The following is a 16,275-nucleotide window of genomic DNA, read 5'->3' as shown; positions in this document are numbered from 1 at the left end:
CCTTTCGGAAAAGGTGCGGCCCCGCCGTCGTTGTGTCTGTTTGTCCCCAGCTGACTAGCTGTGGTCCGCCATGCGTTCCTTCAGGGCTTCCAGCTCGGAGCGCAGGGCCTCGGGCAGGGAGTCACCGAACTTCGCGTACCACTCTTCGATGGAGGCCAGCTCGGCGTCCCACTCCTCGCGGTCGACGCGGACAGCGTCTTCCACGTGGGCGTGGGTCAGGTCCAGGCCGGTGAGATCCAGCGCGTGGCCCGCCGGCACGAAGCCGATCGGGGTCTCAATGGCGTCAGCCTTGCCTTCGAGGCGCTCGATGGCCCACTTGAGGACACGGGCGTTGTCGCCGAAACCGGGCCAGGCGAAATCGCCGTCGGCGGTGCGGCGGAACCAGTTGACCAGGAAGATGTGCGGCAGGCGCTCCGGGTTGGCCTTGCCGGAGACACTGATCCAGTGCTTCAGGTAGTCGCCGGCGTCGTAGCCGATGAACGGCAGCATGGCCATCGGGTCGCGGCGGAGCACGCCGACCTGTCCGGCTGCGGCAGCCGTGGTCTCCGAGGAGAGCGTGGAGCCCATGAAGATGCCGTTGGTCCAGCTGCGGGCCTGGGTCACCAGGGGCACCGTGGTCTTGCGGCGGCCGCCGAAGAGGATGGCGGAGAGCTCAACACCTTCGGGGCTGTAGTACTCCTCGGCCAGCATGTCGATCTGTGAGATCGGCGTGCAGAAGCGGGAGTTCGGGTGGGCGGCCGGCTTGTCCGAATCCGGAGTCCAGGAGTTGCCCTCCCAGTCGGTCAGGTGCGCCGGAACGTCGTCGGTCATACCCTCCCACCAGACACCGCCGTCGTCCGTCAGGGCGACATTGGTGAAGATGCTGTGGCCCTTGGCGATGGCGCGCATGGCGTTGGGGTTGGTGCCCCAGCCGGTGCCCGGGGCTACGCCGAACAGGCCGGCCTCCGGGTTGGTGGCGCGCAGCTCGCCCTCCTTGCCGATCCGCATCCAGGTGATGTCGTCGCCGAGGGTTTCGACTTCCCAGCCCTCGATCGTCGGATCGAGCAGGGCGAGGTTGGTCTTGCCGCAGGCCGAGGGGAAGGCCGCGGACATGTAGTACGACTTCTTCTCCGGCGAGGTGAGCTTGAGGATGAGCATGTGCTCCGCGAGCCAGCCCTCGTCGCGGGCCATCACCGAGGCAATGCGCAGGGCGTAGCACTTCTTGCCCAGGAGGGCGTTTCCGCCGTAGCCGGAGCCGAAGGACCAGATGGACCGCTCTTCAGGGAAGTGCACGATCCACTTGTCCGGGTTGCAGGGCCACGCGACGTCGGCCTGGCCGGGGGCCAGCGGGGCGCCCAGGGAGTGCAGGGCGGGAACGAAGAACGCGTTCGTCGCAGTGATCTTGTCCAGCACCTCAGTGCCGATGTTGGCCATGATGCGCATGGAGGCGACAACGTAGGCGCTGTCGGTGATCTCCACGCCGAACTTGGGATCTTCTGCGTCGAGGTGGCCCATGACGAACGGAATGACGTACATGGTGCGGCCGCGCATGGAGCCGGCAAACAGGCCGCGAAGCTTCTGCTTCATTTCGGCCGGTGCCATCCAGTTGTTGGTGAAGCCCGCATCGCGCTCGTTCTCGGAGCAGATGAAGGTCTGCTCTTCAACGCGAGCTACGTCTGCGGGATCGGAAAATGCAGCGAAGGAGTTCGGGAACAGCTCCGGGTTCAGCCTGGTCAGCGTTCCGGCGTCGACGAGTTCGTCCGTGAGGCGGGTGTATTCCTCTTCCGTACCGTCAACCCAGTGGATCCGGTCCGGCTGGGTTAGTTCTGCAACCTCTTCGACCCATGCCAGCAGGCCAGCATGTGTTGTGGGTGCTTTCTCAAGCAGCGGCAGTCGTGCGAGATCGCCCATTGCGGTTCCCTTCCTCGGGTTCAGTGGTGTGTCCTAAATGCTAGGGCTCTAGACCACTGCAATTTTTGGGTCAGACGTGGGATGTCCCGGGGCCTAAAAACCAAAAACCGCGGAAAATCAAGGAACTGGATACGACAAATCGGCACTTTTTGTGAGTAAGGTCACATAGACCGGTCTAGTTACCCATATTACAGGCGGTTCGATTTGGAACTCGGCGGCAACTCGCGTAAAGTAATTCGAGGTTCGGGGGTGAACGAAAAACTCCCGGAGCCGAGAATGCGCCCATAGCTCAGCTGGATAGAGCGTCTGTCTACGGAACAGAAGGTCAGGGGTTCGAATCCCTTTGGGCGCACAGATGAAGAAAGATCCGCACCGGTTCGCCGGTGCGGATCTTTTTTATTGCCGTTTGTTTCAGCCCGCGGGCCGGTACGCCCGCCCCTGAGGGTTGCACCCGGAGGCCTACTGGTACGCCCGCGGGCCGCCTACTTCTCTATGACCTCGTAGATGCGGTGGCGGATGCCGTCGAAATGATGGTTTAGCCGTTCAGCAGCCAGGGCCTTGTCCCCGCCTGCCACGGCCTCGTAGATGCGACGGTGCACTGCCGCCGACTCGCTGAGGTTCTCGGCACCGGTACCGACCTCAAGATGGATCTGCCGGTACACCTTCCAGAAAACGGCGAGCAGGCTGATCAGGAGCGCGTTGTTAAGTGGCTCGAACAAACGCCGGTGAAACTCCGCGTCCGCTTCCACGAACGGCTCACCGGCGGCGGCAAGTTCCTCCATCCGGGTCACGGATTCCTCAACGGCTGCGAGCTGGCCGGCGGTCATCTTGTCCATCGCACTGCCGATCAGGCCTGATTCCAGCGCCTGCCGGACATCCACCAGCTCCAGCGCCTCATCACCCTTGTGGCGCAGCGACAGCCTGCCGCGGAATGTCATGCCGTCCGCCAGGGCATCAAAGTTGCTGGGCGCCACGAACATGCCGAATCCGTGGCGGATTTCCACAACGCCGAGCGCCTGCAGGACCTTGAGGGATTCACGAAGGGTATTGCGGCCTACACCCAGCGCGAGGGCTAATTCGTTTTCGGTGGGAAGCGGGTCACCCGCCTCAAGCTCGCGCTCCAGGATGAGGTCCATGATGTCCGCCTGCAGAGCGCGGAGCCGGGCCTGGGCGCTGAACCGCGCCTTCGAAGCGACGCCTGATGTTGTCATGGTTCCCCTAACCGAGTGTCCGAACCACTGTGCTGAGTGGGTCACAGCAAACAATATTGGATGTCCCACCTTCTGTTAAGTTCCCCCGCCAAACAGGGACCCGGTTCCCAGCGCCCATCCCCTGCGCTTCATCCCGCGGATCGGTACCGCCGCCGGGCGTAGTCTGGTGCCATGACGGCCAGAGTTGAACGAGAATTCGATGTCATTGTGATCGGCGCCGGAGCCGTGGGGGAAAACGTCGCGGACCGCGTGGTCCAGGGCGGACTGACCGCGGTCATTATCGAGGCGGAGCTGGTGGGCGGCGAATGCTCCTACTGGGCCTGCATGCCGTCCAAGGCACTCCTGCGCCCGGGGACGGCCCTCCATGGCGCACAGACCGTCCCCGGTGCCGAGGAGGCCGTCACCCGCACCCTGGACGCCTCCGCCGTCCTCAAGCGCCGGGACTATTTCACGTCGAACTGGCAGGATGATGGCCAAGTCAAATGGCTGGAAGATACGGGGATCGAACTGATCCGGGGCCGCGGGCGTCTCACCGGCCCGCGAGCCGTCGAAGTAGCCGGGCGCGACGGTGTCAGCTACCAGCTCTCGGCGAGGCACGCCGTCGTGCTTTCCACCGGATCGGCCCCCACTGCACCGCCAGTGGACGGCCTGGCGGGGCTTGGGTATTGGACCACCCGCGAGGCCACTTCCGCCCGGAGCGTTCCGCGCAGCCTGGCGGTCCTCGGCGGCGGGGTGGCCGGGACCGAGCTGGCGCAGGCATTCGCCCGGCTGGGCTCGGCGGTGACGCTGGTGGCACGCGGCGGCCTGCTCAGCATGTATCCGAAAGATGCCGCAGACCTGGTGCTGGCCGGCCTGCGGGCCGACGGCGTGGACGTCCGCCTCAACACCGGCACGGAGCGCGTCACCAGAAGCGGGGGCGGCTATTTCACCGTTGACTTGGCCGACGGCGACAGCATCACGGCTGAACGCCTCCTCGTTGCCACCGGCCGACACCCGGCGCTGGACGGGTTGGGGCTGGAAACGGTGGGGCTTGGTTCCACGGACGGCAAAGTGCCGCCGCTCCGCACGGACACCACGGGCCTGGTCGAGGGGATCATCGAGGGCGCCGACGCCGTTGGCGACGCCGGCGGCGGCACTGGTACGGACGACGGCGACAGCCGCTGGCTCTACGCCGTTGGGGACGCGGCCGGCCGGGTCATGCTGACGCACCAGGGCAAATACTCGGCGCGGGCCACGGGGGATGCCATCGCTGCGCGGGCCAAAGGCGAGCTGAAGGGGACGCCGGAGCCGTGGAGCCGCTTCGCGCAGACAGCCAACGAGCATGCCGTGCCCAATGTCGTGTTCACAGACCCTGAGCTGGCCAGCGTGGGCCGGTCCGTGAAGCAGGCACAAACGGACGGCTACAGTGTCTCCTCAGTGGAGCTCCCCATCAGCGTCGCGGGGTCGTCGCTGCATTCGGAACACTACGAAGGCTGGGCCCAGCTGGTGGTGGACGAGGACAGGAAGGTGCTCCTCGGCGCCACCTTCGCAGGCCCGGACGTGGCTGAACTCCTGCATGCCGCCACCATCGCGGTGGTGGGCGAGGTGCCGCTGGACCGGCTGTGGCACGCCGTGCCGTCCTATCCCACGGTCAGCGAAGTGTGGCTGCGCCTGCTCGAGGAGTACGGACTCTGACTGGTTGGTCACAACTCGGCCAATCTATTTGAACTGACTGGTCAGTTTAGTTAGCCTTATAGCAGACAAACACTGCGAAAGGCTTCCATGCTCTCGGTTCGACAGCTTCACGTGAATGGCCGGCGGGACGATCTGCTCCCTCCTACGTCACTCCAGGCACGGCGGGGCGAGCTGCTTCTGGTCTCCGGCACCAGACAGGACCAGCGGACCGCGCTGGCACTCACCCTGAGCGGGCGGATGAAACTGTCTTCCGGCGTGCTCCTGTGGGACGGCCGGGCGAAGACGAAGCACCTCCGGGCGGCCAGCTCGCTCGTGGACGCCCCGGGTGTCAACGAGCCGGAACAGCACCTGAGCGTGCGGGATCTCGTCACGGAAGACCTTGCACTGATCCCGCGGCGCTATCGCGGCGCACTCCTCAGCAAGCCGTGGCTCAAGGTCAACCGGTTCGAGGACATCGCCGGCCTCTGGACGGAACAGCTGGCCCCGGCCAAGCGCATCGAACTGCTCACCGCCCTCGCGCTCGCCAACCCGCACACGGACCTTCTGGTGGTGGACTCCCCTGATCGCCACAGCGCGGATCCCGCGGACTGGCTGCCGCGGCTCCAGGAGCTGGCGTACAACGGCGGCCGGCCGCTCGCCGTCGTCGCCACCGTGGCTGCCCTCCCGGAGACCTGGACGGGCCCCGCCGCGGTGATCGGCAACGCCGTGCCGGACACAGACCCCAGTCCCGAAAACGAAACAGAGGATGCCAAGTGACTGTGCTGCGGTTAGCCCGCTCCGAACTCAAGCGCATGACCGGAGGGCTGCTGCCCAAGCTGACCATCCTTGCGCTGACCATGGTTCCGCTCCTTTACGGCGCGGTGTATCTGTATGCCAACTGGGATCCCTACAGCAACCTGGACCAAATCGATGCGGCCCTGGTGGTGGAAGACACCGGCGCCACCTCCAGCGACGGAACGCAGCTGCAGGCAGGCCGGACCGTGGCGGACAGCCTGGTGGAAGGGCACGTGTTCAACTGGCAGTCCGTGGACTCCGCCGAGCAGGCAGATCAAGGCGTCAGCAGCGGCAAGTACGCCTTCGCCCTCAAGATTCCGAAGGATTTCTCCGCCAGCCTCGTCTCCCCTGGCAGCTTTGACGCCGCCAACCAGGCCATGCTGAACGTGACCACCAACGACGCCAACAACTACCTCCTAAGCACCATCGTGGACAAGCTGACCACAGCGGTCCACTCGAGCGTGGCCAGGGAAGTGGGCGAGGAAACCGCCAACCAGCTGCTCACAGGCTTCGGCACCATTCACACCCAGATGGTCAAAGCCGCCGACGGCGCCGGCCAGCTTTCCGACGGCGTGACCAAGCTCCACGACGGCACGGTCACCCTGCATGACGGCACCACGCAGTTGAGCGCCGGCGTCGGCGAGCTCTATGCCGGACAGGTCAAGCTGCGCGACGGTGCCAACCAGCTGGATGCCGGCGCGGCCCAGCTAAGCGACGGACTCGGGCAGCTGAAGGACAAGACAGCCTCCCTCCCTGCGGACTCGCAAAAGCTGGCCGACGGCGCCGCGCAGGTCGCGGCCGGAAACGCCACGTTGAACACCAAAGTCCAGGACGTCGTCGGGCAATTGAACGCCGCTGACCAGGGGCTGAGGAACCGCGTGGTGGAGTCGAACGGCAGGCTGCTGGCCGCCGGAATCATCACCCAGGCGCAGGCGGACAGCATCCTGGCGGACTTCGACGCCGCGGCAGCCTCCGGACCAGTGGCTGGCGCCAAGGCAAAGATCCAGTCCGACGCCGCGCAGATCCAGCAGCTCGCGGACGGCTCCGCCGCCGTGAGCAACGGTGCCGCCAAGCTGGCAGCGGCCACGCCCGCCTTGACCGGCGCCATCGCCCAGGCGTCCGCCGGCGCGGACCAGCTCCATGCCGGGACCTCCGCCTTGGCGGCCGGCGAGCAAAGTGCCGTCGACGGCACCGGGAAGCTCGCCGAAGGTGCGGGCGCGCTCGACGGCGGTGCGGCGCAGCTTGAGGACGGCGCCGCCACGGCCGCCAGCGGGGCAGGTACCCTGGCATCGGAACTCGCCAAGGGTGCCGGCCAGGTGCCCAACCCCGATGACGCGCAGAAGAGCAGCCTCTCCAAGGTGATGGCCGATCCCGTGGCCGTCAGCAACATCTCGCAGGCGAAAGCCGGGTCCTACGGGGCCGGGCTGGCGCCGTTCTTCCTCACCCTGGCCCTCTGGATCGGCATCTTTATGCTGATCCAGGCCATGCGGCCCATCACGCAGCGGGCGCTGGCGTCCAACGCGCCGTCATGGAAGATCGCCTTGGGCGGCTGGCTGCCGTTCCTGGCCGTCTCGGTCGTCCAGGCGAGCCTGCTCACCCTGGTGGTGGACCTGGCGCTGGGCCTCAACCCCGCCCACCCGGTGCTGATGTGGCTGTTCATGCTGGCGGCCGCGATGGCGTTCAGTGCCATCATCCAGGGCGTCGTCGCGCTGCTTGGGTCCCCGGGGAAGCTGGTGGTGCTGATCCTGCTGGTGCTCCAGCTGGTGTCATCCGGCGGCACATTCCCCTGGCAGACCACTCCCCCGCCCCTGCACGTGGTGCACGAGATCCTCCCCATGGGCTATGTGGTGACCGGGATGCGGCACCTGATCTATGGCGCGGACCTGTCCATGATCCTGCCTACCGTGGCGGGCCTGTTTGGCTACACTGTGCTGGGGGCCGCGCTGTCAACGCTGGCCGTCCACAAGCACAAGTTCTGGACCCTGAAGTCCCTGAAACCGGAGATCGCCGTATGAGCACGCAGGAAGCCGGCGAAAAGAAGCTCCGGCCCGCCCGTACAAATGCCACCAAGCAGAAGCTCTTCGATGCCTCCATGGAGCTGATCGGCGAGCGCGGCGCGGCCGGGGTCACCGTGGACGAGATCGCGGCGGCAGCCGGCGTCTCCAAGGGGACCGTGTACTACAACTTCGGCAGCAAGTCCGATCTGATCGCGCAGCTGCTGCGCCACGGCGTGGACATCCTGCATGCCCGGCTGCTAAGCGTGCAGGGCTCCTCCGCCGACCCGCTGGCGGCCATGGACGGGATGATCGGCCAGGCGATGGACTTCATGGCCGAGTACCCGTCCTTCGCCCGGCTATGGGTCAGTGAGAACTGGCGGACTCCCAGTGAATGGCAGGACACCTTTGCCGAGCTCCGCGGCCGCCTCCTCGCAGTGATCGGCGCCGCGATCGAGGGCGTAGCCGCGCAGTACCCCGTTGATGAATCCATCTCCAGGGGCAGCCTGGAGACTGCCATCTTCGGCGCCTGCTTCGTGGTGGGCCTGGACCGCCAGACCTACAACCCCGAACGCACCCGCGAACAAAGTGTTGCGGCCATTATGGCAATCATGCGTGGCTACGTCCGGAAATAGCCCGCGTCGGGGAAGATTAGTCACATGCGCCACATGGGTAACAGTGGAAGGGTAGCCATCGTTGCGGCGTTCGCCGCCGCGGTCCTTCTGGTGCTTACCGCGATCACGCTGGAAGAGGCCGTGCTGTTCACGTTCCTCGGAGCCCTCGCTGTGGGATACCTCGCCTCCGTCATCCAGGTGGTGGCCCGAGGACGCAATCTGGCCCTCTTGGTGGGAGGCGTTGGCACCAGCCTGTTCATCGGCTTCGCCATCGCATTCCTGCGCATGTGGGGCCTGGCGTTTACGGCGGCGCCGGACTCCCTGGGAGCGGCTGCCACCACCCAGGACTCCGACATCTACTTCTACCTCGCCGCAGTTTCCGGCGTGGGAACGCTCCTGGTGCTCTTCGCCGGCGCTGTGTGGCCGGCCGGCAAACGGCTTAGGTCCGGCCGCGATCAGTCCAGACGCATGCAGCCCGGACGCCGCAAGCCCGCAACTGCCGCCCGGCGGCCGGCGGTCAGGCAGGCACCCCGTCCGGCCGCGGGCACCACTTACGGTCGCGTTCCCGTGTCCAGGTCAGGTGCCGTCCGCGCTCCGGCGGCCAAGCGGCCCTCGTCGGCGGCGGCCAAGTCGCCCAAGTCCCCGGCAAAAGCTACATCACGGCGTTGAGCGTGCCATCGTCGCTGGCCCGGAGTGGCCCCGTTCCGGCCCGGCCGGAGTACGGCGATGGCAACCCCGGCCAGCAGCAGAAGTCCGCCGGCTACCTCGGCCGGTGAGGGGACCTCGCCCAGGATCAGCCACGCCGTCGTCATTCCCACCACCGGGACAAGCAGGGTGAAGGGAACCACCGCGGACGACGGATACATGCCCAGGAGCCAGTTCCATATTCCGTAGCCCACCAGCGACCCCAGGACAGCCGTGTAGATAGCGCTCAGGATGGTAACCAATTGCAGGCCGGCCAGGGTCCCGCCCACGGCGGCCGGGCCGTCGATGAGCAGTGACAGTCCGATCAGGGGCAGCGGAACCACCGCGCCGGACCACACAACGAGCCCCAGGCCGGAGGAGGCCCTGGCCTGCCGGGCGATGATGTTGCCCGCAGCCCAGGACAGCGCAGCCGCCAGCACGATGAGCATGGGAAGGACCGGTGCCACCATGCTGCGGCCTACTGCCACCACCGCGAGGCCGGCCACCCCGAGGACGACGCCGGCGAACTGCCTGCCACTGGGACGTTCGCCCAGAATTCCGGCAGCCAGCAGAACGGTAAGCAGCACCTGCGCCTGGAGTACCAGCGAGGCGAGCCCTGCGGGCATGCCCAGCGCCATGGCCAGGTAGAGGAGTCCGAATTGTCCGGCGCTCATGAAGAGGCCGACGCCGAGGATGGCCCGCCAACTGACAGCGGGCCTGCGGATGAAGAAGATCCACGGAAAGACAACCAGGACGAAGCGCATGGCTACAAAGAGCAGGGGCGGCACTTCCATGCCCTCGGCGTGCAGGCCAAGGTCGATGGCAACGAAATTGGCGCCCCACAGGACTGCCACGAGGACAGCCAGGGCGGAATGTCGAAGGTTCACGCTGCGGGCTGCCGGTTCAGGAAATCCGCGTCACCGGATGCGGGCTCAAAGGTTCCGGGGCCGCTCTCCAGGAGCCCCGTCCTGGGGGCGGTCAGGCACGGCGTCGCGCCGCGCCGCATCGCTGTCGGCGTCGCGGTCAGCAGCATCGCGGTCAGCAGCGTCGTGCTGGCGAGGTGTGCCCGGTTCAGTTGTGCCCGGTACGGCTGGCCCTGGAACGGCGTCCCCGCGCCCGCGGGTTCCGGCTTCGGCACGCGTCTGCGGCTCGGCAGGAATGGTCTCAACGTGCCGGTCCGTGTCGTGCCGGTCCGTGTCGTGCCGGTCGGCATCGGGCCGGTCGGCATCGCGCTGCTCGGCGGTGACTACGTCCGGATCAACCTCGTCGGCTTTACGGAGCTGCTCCTGCGACGAGGCCCGCACTCGTTCGGCTTCTGCTTGCTTCTCGCGAGCGTCGCGGCGCAGGCGCTCTGCCTCGACTTCGGCCTGCTTGGCATCGGCCTCGGCACGTGCTGCTTTGGCCTCGCGTTCCCGCGCTCCAAGCTCGTCGGCCTTGGCCTTTTCACGCATCTCGGCGGCCCGGTTTCGGTCCGCCTCAACCTTGCGCTTCCGGTTGAAGAACAGCACCGCGGCAATGATCGCAACCACCACCACAACACCGATAATGATCCCCACAAGCTGTCCTGAGTCCACGATGTTCTCCTCTTAACCGGGGCACTGACGAATATCTCCAGTAAACATCACAAACCCCGCGCTGACCATGAACACCCTGGCAGTGAGCAGCGGTTGCTTAGTGCGCCCGGGGCACCTTGAAGCGAGTAAGCCGGGCATCCTGGCCGTCCAGCTCAGCCCAGGTCTTTTCCGTTTCCAGCACGGTCAGGCCGCTGGTGGGAAACCGGGTGGCGGCGTCCATATAGGCATCGTGGTTGGAATCGCGTGACGCCAGGTGCATGGCAAGGTCCTGCACCCCGGGCATGTGGGATATCACCATCAGTGTGGTCACGGTGTCCGGGACATGGTTGATGACCTTCAGCATGCGCAAAGCGGAGGCTCCGTAGAGGCCGTCCTCAAGTTTCGGCGTCGGGGCTTGGTCCCCCAGTTCAGCGCACACCCATGTGCACGTCTGCCTGGTCCGGAGCGCGCTGGAGCAGAGGATGAAATCGGGGATCACTCCATGCTTGCGCAGCCACTTGCCGGCCAGGGGAGCCTCACGGTGTCCGCGCTCTTCCAGCGGACGTTCGTGGTCCGGCACGCCTCCCGGCCAGTCTGCCTTGGAGTGCCGCATGAGGATCAAACGCCTGATGTGATGCTCGCTCATGCATCAATCCTAGTGCGGCGGCCCTGCCCCGCAGGGCACGGCCGCCCTCCACAGGGTTTAGTCGTCCAGGACGAAGGTCACTTCCAGCACGACGTGCCAGGCGACGACGGCGCCGTCAGCGATTTCGACTTTCTGTTCCTTGACCCATGCTCCCGTGACACCCCGAAGTGTCTTGTTGGCGCGTTCTATGCCCTCTTTGATGGCGGCATCAAACGACGTTTTGGAATTTGCGCTCAGAGTGGTGATGCGTGCTACAGACATAGTTCCTCCTGATGGTCGGATAGACGATCAGAGCCTACGCCGCCCCACTCCAAGCCAACAGGGCCGTAGGAACTAAGCCGCGGAGGCACATACGCCAAGGTCAGAACGCGCGAAAGCGGCATTCTGCGTAGTGCCGCATCGCCGACTGAGGAACGAAGGAGGTGTCTAAGGCACGGCAGAATGCCGCTTTCGCGCGTCGTTGAAGACTAGATGGAGTATTCCGGAGCGGCCCAGACCACAACTTCAGGGTGCTCGTAGAACCGGTAGCCCTGGCCGCGGACGGTGCGCACGGTGTTGGCAAGGCGGCCAAGCTTGGAGCGGAGGCGGCGGATGTGGACGTCGATGGTCCGCTCGTTGGGAACCTCTTCGGCGTTGCGCCACAGGCCCTCGAGGAGTTCGTCGCGGCCCACGGTGCGGGTGCCGTTTTCCACGAGGTAGTTCAGGAGCTCGAACTCCTTGAACGTGAGGTTCAGGGATTCTCCGTCGAGGTGGACCTCGCGGCGGGCCAGGTCGATGAGGACACCGGACGGACGGGGATCCTGCGGCTGCGGCAGCCGGGTAGTTTCGGTGCGCTGTCGGGAGTTGACGGTGGGGTCACCAAAGGTGGACCGTACGACGTCGAGCGCGGATCCCGGGGCGCTGGCCGGGGCCACCGCCACCGCGGCGTAGCTCTCCGCACCGGAGACGAGGGACTGGGCGTAGGCGCGGATTTCCTGGGCAAGCTTGGCAATTGAGGTGCCGGCAGCTGCAGCGGTTTCCTCATCGATTCCCATGTAGAGCACAAATCCACGGGCAACATTTTCATTGGCGACGGGGCGGACGGCGCTGCCGTTGGCCGGGGCGATCACGGGGGTGGGCGCCGTCTGCGGAGCGGACTCGGCGGCGGGAACAGCGCGGAGCTGGCCGTACGAGTTCGGGTTGTAGCCCTGCGGCGCATAGCCGGGGGCCGGGAAGCTGTTGCCGGGCGCTGCCGGGGCGAACGCAGGACGGGCCCCGAATCCCTGGCGGAGGCCGGAAGGCTGGCCGCCTTTGTTGGCGTTTCGGACGGAGATGTGGACGTATCCAGATGCAACTGACATGGAATGCTTACCTCAATGTGAATGGCCGTCATCGCGGCTCGAATGCTGGCTTTCCCCGCAATGAGATCTGGGGAGGGGCGCCCGACGCTGGGCTTGGGGCGAATGCCTAAAAACTTCTCGGGGTGGGAAAGTTAGGCGTGCATTCGACAACAGCGCATGTCTTCGCCAGCGGGTGGGCTGGTCCAGGATTCTGCGGCTGCAGGTGCTGTTGAGTTCTTGTTCACAATTGAAGTGTGCAACGTAACAATGAAAACTTGCAAGTAACAATGGACGGAATCGTCCGCATCGTGAGACAAAATCACACAATGTGGCCCAAATCACGATTCTGAAATGCCAATAAAATAACAGGTGTTTTTCAGAACGATCGATCAGAATTCACGAAAATCCGAATTTTCTTCTTCAAAACGAAGCCTTTCGGTGCGAAAATTCAGCCCGTACCGTATTGCTGAAATGCCAACGCTGCCTTGTGGCACATGTCCAGCCCTTGGCCGGGCCGCGCAGAAAAATTCCTGCCCCCGCAGCACGCCAGCTCAGTTTGACTGCCCGGTGAGCGTCGCGGCCACGAGCTGGACGGACTCCGCAGGGAAGCTGTCACCATCCTTTGCGGCAACGATCCTTACCATGGCTCCGGACACGATATCGGCCACAGTCAGTGTGCTGGCGGACGTCCCGCCAGCCTGTTGACGCCTTTGTTGCTGATTGCTCACCGCCACGTCCGAATCCAGTGAATAGGTGCGGCTGAACCCGTCGGTGCTCTTGACGGTCACGGCGCCGGAACTGACCTCAGTGACCGTCCCCTGCTGTTCAACTTTAGTGACGTAGGCACCGTCCTGGAGGATGACGTACTCGGAGTGAACGGCGGCGGATACTCCGCTGCCCATTCCACCCAGGCCTTCCGGGGCGAAATTTCCGGGGCCGCCCTGGGGCGGCATCCCGCCGTCGGCAAAACCACCCTGCGCGCCGCCGCGGGAGCCTGGCAACGTTTCCTGCAACGCGCCTGCATCGGCCGTGCCGTCGGTGCCGTCGGCCGCCGCGGAACTGGTCGTCAGGGCATAGATTCCTACGCCGGCTCCGCCCGCAAGGACAGCCGCAGCTCCGGCCACCATCACTCCCCGCTTCATGGTCCATGGCTTCGAACGTCCAGCCGGGGCATCCCAGCCGCCGTGCTGTCGGGGCGAGCCCCATCCTGCTGCGGGCGGGAAAGCGGAGCCAGCTGCCGACGACGGTGTTCCCCACCCGGCCTTCTGCCCGCCACCCGCAGGCCTACTGACAGAGCTGGCCGCCGGAGTCCTGCCCTCCGGCGCCTTGCCCTCCGGCACCTGGTCAGCTTCGCTCTCCGGTACCGGGGTGGTGTGGTCGTTGTTCATGGCGTACTCCTGGGGCAGGGGGGCTTGGTCCACTCCAGACTCCGGAGGGTTCCTGTGCGGAGCCTGTGCGGGACAAGGGGTCAAGCTGTGACCTTTGATGCGCCCGTTCCGGCCGCGGGAAGGCAGCGGATCCGCGCCGGTTGGCAGACGAAGGGCCCCTCCGCGCGTCCAGCTCGCTAGGCTGGGATTCACAGCTGGCCCACAGGATCCCCATAGCGTCGGCTAAACCGCAGATCGGAGAGTTGTCCCATGGCCACTTCGCACTCCATGACTAACAACCTTCCCCAGCTCACCCACCCGGACGGCTCCCCCATCCGCGCCCTGGTGGTTGACGACGAACCCAGCCTCTCCGAGCTCATGAGCATGGGCCTGCGGATGGCAGGCTGGTCCGTGGCTGTCGCAGGAGACGGTCCCGAGGCCGTGAAACTGGCCAAGGAGTTCCGGCCGGATGTCCTGGTGCTGGACGTGATGCTCCCGGGGTTCGACGGCGTTGAGCTGCTCACCAGGATCCGCGCCTTCGCGCCGGAGGTGCCTGCGCTCTTCCTGACGGCGAAGGACGCTGTACAGGACCGCATCCTCGGGCTGGCGGCCGGCGGCGATGATTACGTCACCAAGCCCTTCAGCATGGAGGAGGTGCTCCTTCGCCTGCACCGGCTGGTCCAGCGCTCCGGAGTGGCAGCCATGGACACCGCCGAACTTGTAGTGGGCGACCTCGTCCTCAACATCGACACACGTGAAGTGACCCGCGCCGGCGAAGAGCTGCAGTTGACGGCAACCCAGTTTGAACTCCTCCGTTACCTCATGGAAAACCCCAAGCGCGTGGTCAGCAAGGCCCAGATCCTTGACCGCGTGTGGGACTACGACTTCGGCGGCCAGGCCAACATCGTGGAGCTCTACATTTCCTACCTGCGCAAGAAGGTGGATGCCACGCACCCGCCCATGATCCACACGGTGCGCGGCGCAGGCTACGTCATTAAACCGGCGGATTGAGGTGCCCACGCTTTCCGGCAAGATCCGCAAGGACCGCCGCCGCTTGCTCGATCCTTCCACCTGGCACCTCCGCACGCGGCTGGTTCTGGTGGCCATGGCATTGCTCGTGGCCATCTGCGGCGCAATTGGCCTGTTCAGTTACGCGTCCATGGATTCCTTCCTGACCAAGCAGCTCGATGATCGCCTGAGCCAGGCCTCAAGGCTCTCGAACGAGGCCGGACGGCCACGGCTCGGCAACCCCGCCGGCAGGCCTGATCCGCTGGAGGGCAGGGGCCAAGGTGTGGGGACCTTGATCGCCCGCATCGACAATGGCACTGTCAGCAGCGCCGGGTTCCTCGCGAGCGATGCCACGCCGTCTTCCCTGTCCCCCGAGGATGACCAGATCCTCCTGGCGCTCCAACACGACGCAACGCCGGTTGACCGGACGCTGTCCACCGGCTCCTACCGGCTGGTGGCAGTGGAGGCTCCATACGGGGACGTGATCATCACCGGACTCCCCCTCGATGAAAAACAGAACACCCTCAGCTCCTTGGTGTGGACCATGGTGATCGTGTCGATGGGCGGGCTCGCCCTGATCGGCCTTGCCGGAACTGTGCTGATCCGCCGCACCATGAAACCCCTCGAGCAGCTGTCCGAAGTTGCGACGCAGGTTTCCCAACTGCCTCTCGACGCCGGTGAGGTGGCCCTCGCAGTCCGGGTGCCGTCGTCGAACGCGCATCCTGGAACTGAAGTGGGCAGCGTGGGCTACGCACTCAACCTCATGCTGGACAACGTGTCCCAGGCACTCGAGGCCCGGCAGCAGAGCGAAACGAAGGTGCGCCAGTTCGTTGCCGACGCCTCGCACGAGCTGCGCACGCCGCTCACCGCCATCCGCGGCTACACAGAACTGATGCGGATGACCGAGCACTTTACGCCGGACGGCAAGAAATCCCTCGCCAGGGTACAGAGCCAGTCGGAACGGATGACCACCCTGGTGGAGGATCTCCTGCTGCTGGCCCGGTTGGATGAAGGCCAGCCGCTCAAGATCAGCGACGTGGACCTGACCCAGCTGGTGGTGGAAACCGTCAGCGACGAGAAGGTCATGGCGCCGGACCGTATCTGGCAGCTCGAATTGCCCGACGAGCCCGTTGTGGTCCGCGGCGACGCCAAGCAGCTGCACCAGGTGCTGGCTAACCTGCTTTCCAATGCCCGCAAGCATACGGACCCCGGAACCACCGTGGTCACCGGCGTGATGCGGTCGGCCGACGGCAGTGCCGTGGTGACCGTAACCGACAACGGTGCAGGGATTCCGCCGGAGTTCGTCGGCCGGGTCTTTGCCCGCTTTGCCCGGGCGGACGCCGCCCGCACGAGTCCGGCCCGCTCCGCTTCGGGCGCGGAAGCCACCGGCGCCTCTGCGTCCGAAGGGACCAGCGGCCTGGGCCTTTCGATTGTGCAGTCCATTGTGGAAGCGCACGGCGGAACCGTCGAAGTGAATTCCCGCCCGGGACGCACCGAGTTCGCCCTCCGCCTACCGTGCGAACCACCGGCAGCTTAGCTCC

At 65.6% G+C, this 16,275-nt stretch carries 15 protein-coding genes and 1 tRNA gene; 8 read left to right on the top strand and 8 right to left on the bottom strand.

Annotated elements, in window-relative coordinates; genetic code table 11:
• Window positions 1-54: 54 nt before the first annotated feature.
• Entirely contained in the window at window positions 55-1,890 is a 1,836-nt protein-coding gene (locus AC07YR_RS08500; RefSeq protein ID WP_494733695.1) for a phosphoenolpyruvate carboxykinase (GTP), read from the bottom strand.
• A 278-nt stretch (window positions 1,891-2,168) separates the two neighbouring features.
• On the opposite strand from AC07YR_RS08500, the gene AC07YR_RS08495 reads away from it, so the two are divergent.
• A tRNA-Arg gene (locus AC07YR_RS08495) sits at window positions 2,169-2,242 on the top strand.
• 130 nt (window positions 2,243-2,372) lie between these two features.
• On the opposite strand, the gene AC07YR_RS08490 is transcribed toward AC07YR_RS08495, so the two are convergent.
• Complete coding sequence (locus tag AC07YR_RS08490) at window positions 2,373-3,101, bottom strand: FadR/GntR family transcriptional regulator (protein ID WP_055800704.1); 729 nt, start codon at window positions 3,099-3,101, stop codon at window positions 2,373-2,375.
• A 171-nt stretch (window positions 3,102-3,272) separates the two neighbouring features.
• Here AC07YR_RS08490 and AC07YR_RS08485 point away from each other — a divergent pair, with 171 nt between their 5' ends.
• The 5 genes from AC07YR_RS08485 to AC07YR_RS08465 all read left to right on the top strand — a co-directional run bounded on the left by AC07YR_RS08485 (window position 3,273) and on the right by AC07YR_RS08465 (window position 8,826).
• Entirely contained in the window at window positions 3,273-4,775 is a 1,503-nt protein-coding gene (locus AC07YR_RS08485; RefSeq protein ID WP_494733694.1) for a dihydrolipoyl dehydrogenase family protein, read from the top strand.
• Between the two features lie 87 nt (window positions 4,776-4,862).
• Window positions 4,863-5,531: an ABC transporter ATP-binding protein gene (locus AC07YR_RS08480; protein ID WP_436056671.1), complete on the top strand. Its 669-nt coding sequence runs from the start codon at window positions 4,863-4,865 to the stop codon at window positions 5,529-5,531.
• Window positions 5,528-7,564, top strand: a complete 2,037-nt coding sequence (locus AC07YR_RS08475; RefSeq protein WP_494733693.1) for a YhgE/Pip family protein — start codon at window positions 5,528-5,530, stop codon at window positions 7,562-7,564. The genes AC07YR_RS08480 and AC07YR_RS08475 overlap by 4 nt, the downstream gene beginning before the upstream one ends.
• Window positions 7,561-8,178, top strand: a complete 618-nt coding sequence (locus tag AC07YR_RS08470; protein ID WP_055800713.1) for a TetR/AcrR family transcriptional regulator — start codon at window positions 7,561-7,563, stop codon at window positions 8,176-8,178. The genes AC07YR_RS08475 and AC07YR_RS08470 overlap by 4 nt, the downstream gene beginning before the upstream one ends.
• A 24-nt stretch (window positions 8,179-8,202) precedes the next feature.
• The gene (locus AC07YR_RS08465; RefSeq protein ID WP_494733692.1) at window positions 8,203-8,826 is read left to right on the top strand and encodes a hypothetical protein; all 624 of its coding nucleotides are present in this window, start codon (window positions 8,203-8,205) and stop codon (window positions 8,824-8,826) included.
• Here AC07YR_RS08465 and AC07YR_RS08460 read toward each other — a convergent pair.
• The 6 genes from AC07YR_RS08460 to AC07YR_RS08435 form a co-directional block, all read right to left on the bottom strand.
• Window positions 8,709-9,728 carry an EamA family transporter gene (locus AC07YR_RS08460; protein ID WP_494733691.1) on the bottom strand — a complete coding sequence of 340 codons (1,020 nt, stop codon included), beginning with the start codon at window positions 9,726-9,728 and terminating at the stop codon, window positions 8,709-8,711. The two genes, AC07YR_RS08465 and AC07YR_RS08460, sit on opposite strands and share 118 nt — an antisense overlap.
• Before the next feature lie 45 nt (window positions 9,729-9,773).
• A complete protein-coding gene (locus AC07YR_RS08455) occupies window positions 9,774-10,415 on the bottom strand; it encodes a hypothetical protein (RefSeq protein WP_494733690.1) in 642 nt (213 codons plus the stop codon).
• Between the two features lie 97 nt (window positions 10,416-10,512).
• The gene (locus AC07YR_RS08450) at window positions 10,513-11,040 is read right to left on the bottom strand and encodes a SixA phosphatase family protein (RefSeq protein ID WP_028271069.1); all 528 of its coding nucleotides are present in this window, start codon (window positions 11,038-11,040) and stop codon (window positions 10,513-10,515) included.
• Between the two features lie 57 nt (window positions 11,041-11,097).
• Window positions 11,098-11,301 carry a dodecin family protein gene (locus AC07YR_RS08445; protein ID WP_028271070.1) on the bottom strand — a complete coding sequence of 68 codons (204 nt, stop codon included), beginning with the start codon at window positions 11,299-11,301 and terminating at the stop codon, window positions 11,098-11,100.
• Window positions 11,302-11,507: 206 nt separating this feature from the next.
• On the bottom strand, window positions 11,508-12,380 hold the full coding sequence (locus AC07YR_RS08440; protein ID WP_028271071.1) for a winged helix-turn-helix domain-containing protein: 873 nt from the start codon (window positions 12,378-12,380) through the stop codon (window positions 11,508-11,510).
• A 530-nt stretch (window positions 12,381-12,910) separates the two neighbouring features.
• Complete coding sequence (locus tag AC07YR_RS08435; protein WP_494733689.1) at window positions 12,911-13,747, bottom strand: hypothetical protein; 837 nt, start codon at window positions 13,745-13,747, stop codon at window positions 12,911-12,913.
• Window positions 13,748-13,996: 249 nt separating this feature from the next.
• Between AC07YR_RS08435 and AC07YR_RS08430 the strand changes: the two genes are divergently transcribed.
• Both AC07YR_RS08430 and AC07YR_RS08425 read left to right on the top strand, forming a co-directional pair.
• Entirely contained in the window at window positions 13,997-14,737 is a 741-nt protein-coding gene (locus tag AC07YR_RS08430) for a response regulator transcription factor (RefSeq protein WP_028271072.1), read from the top strand.
• Between the two features lies 1 nt (window position 14,738).
• Window positions 14,739-16,271 carry a HAMP domain-containing sensor histidine kinase gene (locus AC07YR_RS08425; RefSeq protein WP_494733688.1) on the top strand — a complete coding sequence of 511 codons (1,533 nt, stop codon included), beginning with the start codon at window positions 14,739-14,741 and terminating at the stop codon, window positions 16,269-16,271.
• Window positions 16,272-16,275 lie beyond the last annotated feature (4 nt).

The organism is Arthrobacter sp. GW460-12-1-14-TSB2, from assembly GCF_059423525.1.
This window is presented reverse-complemented; position numbering and strand designations above follow the sequence as displayed.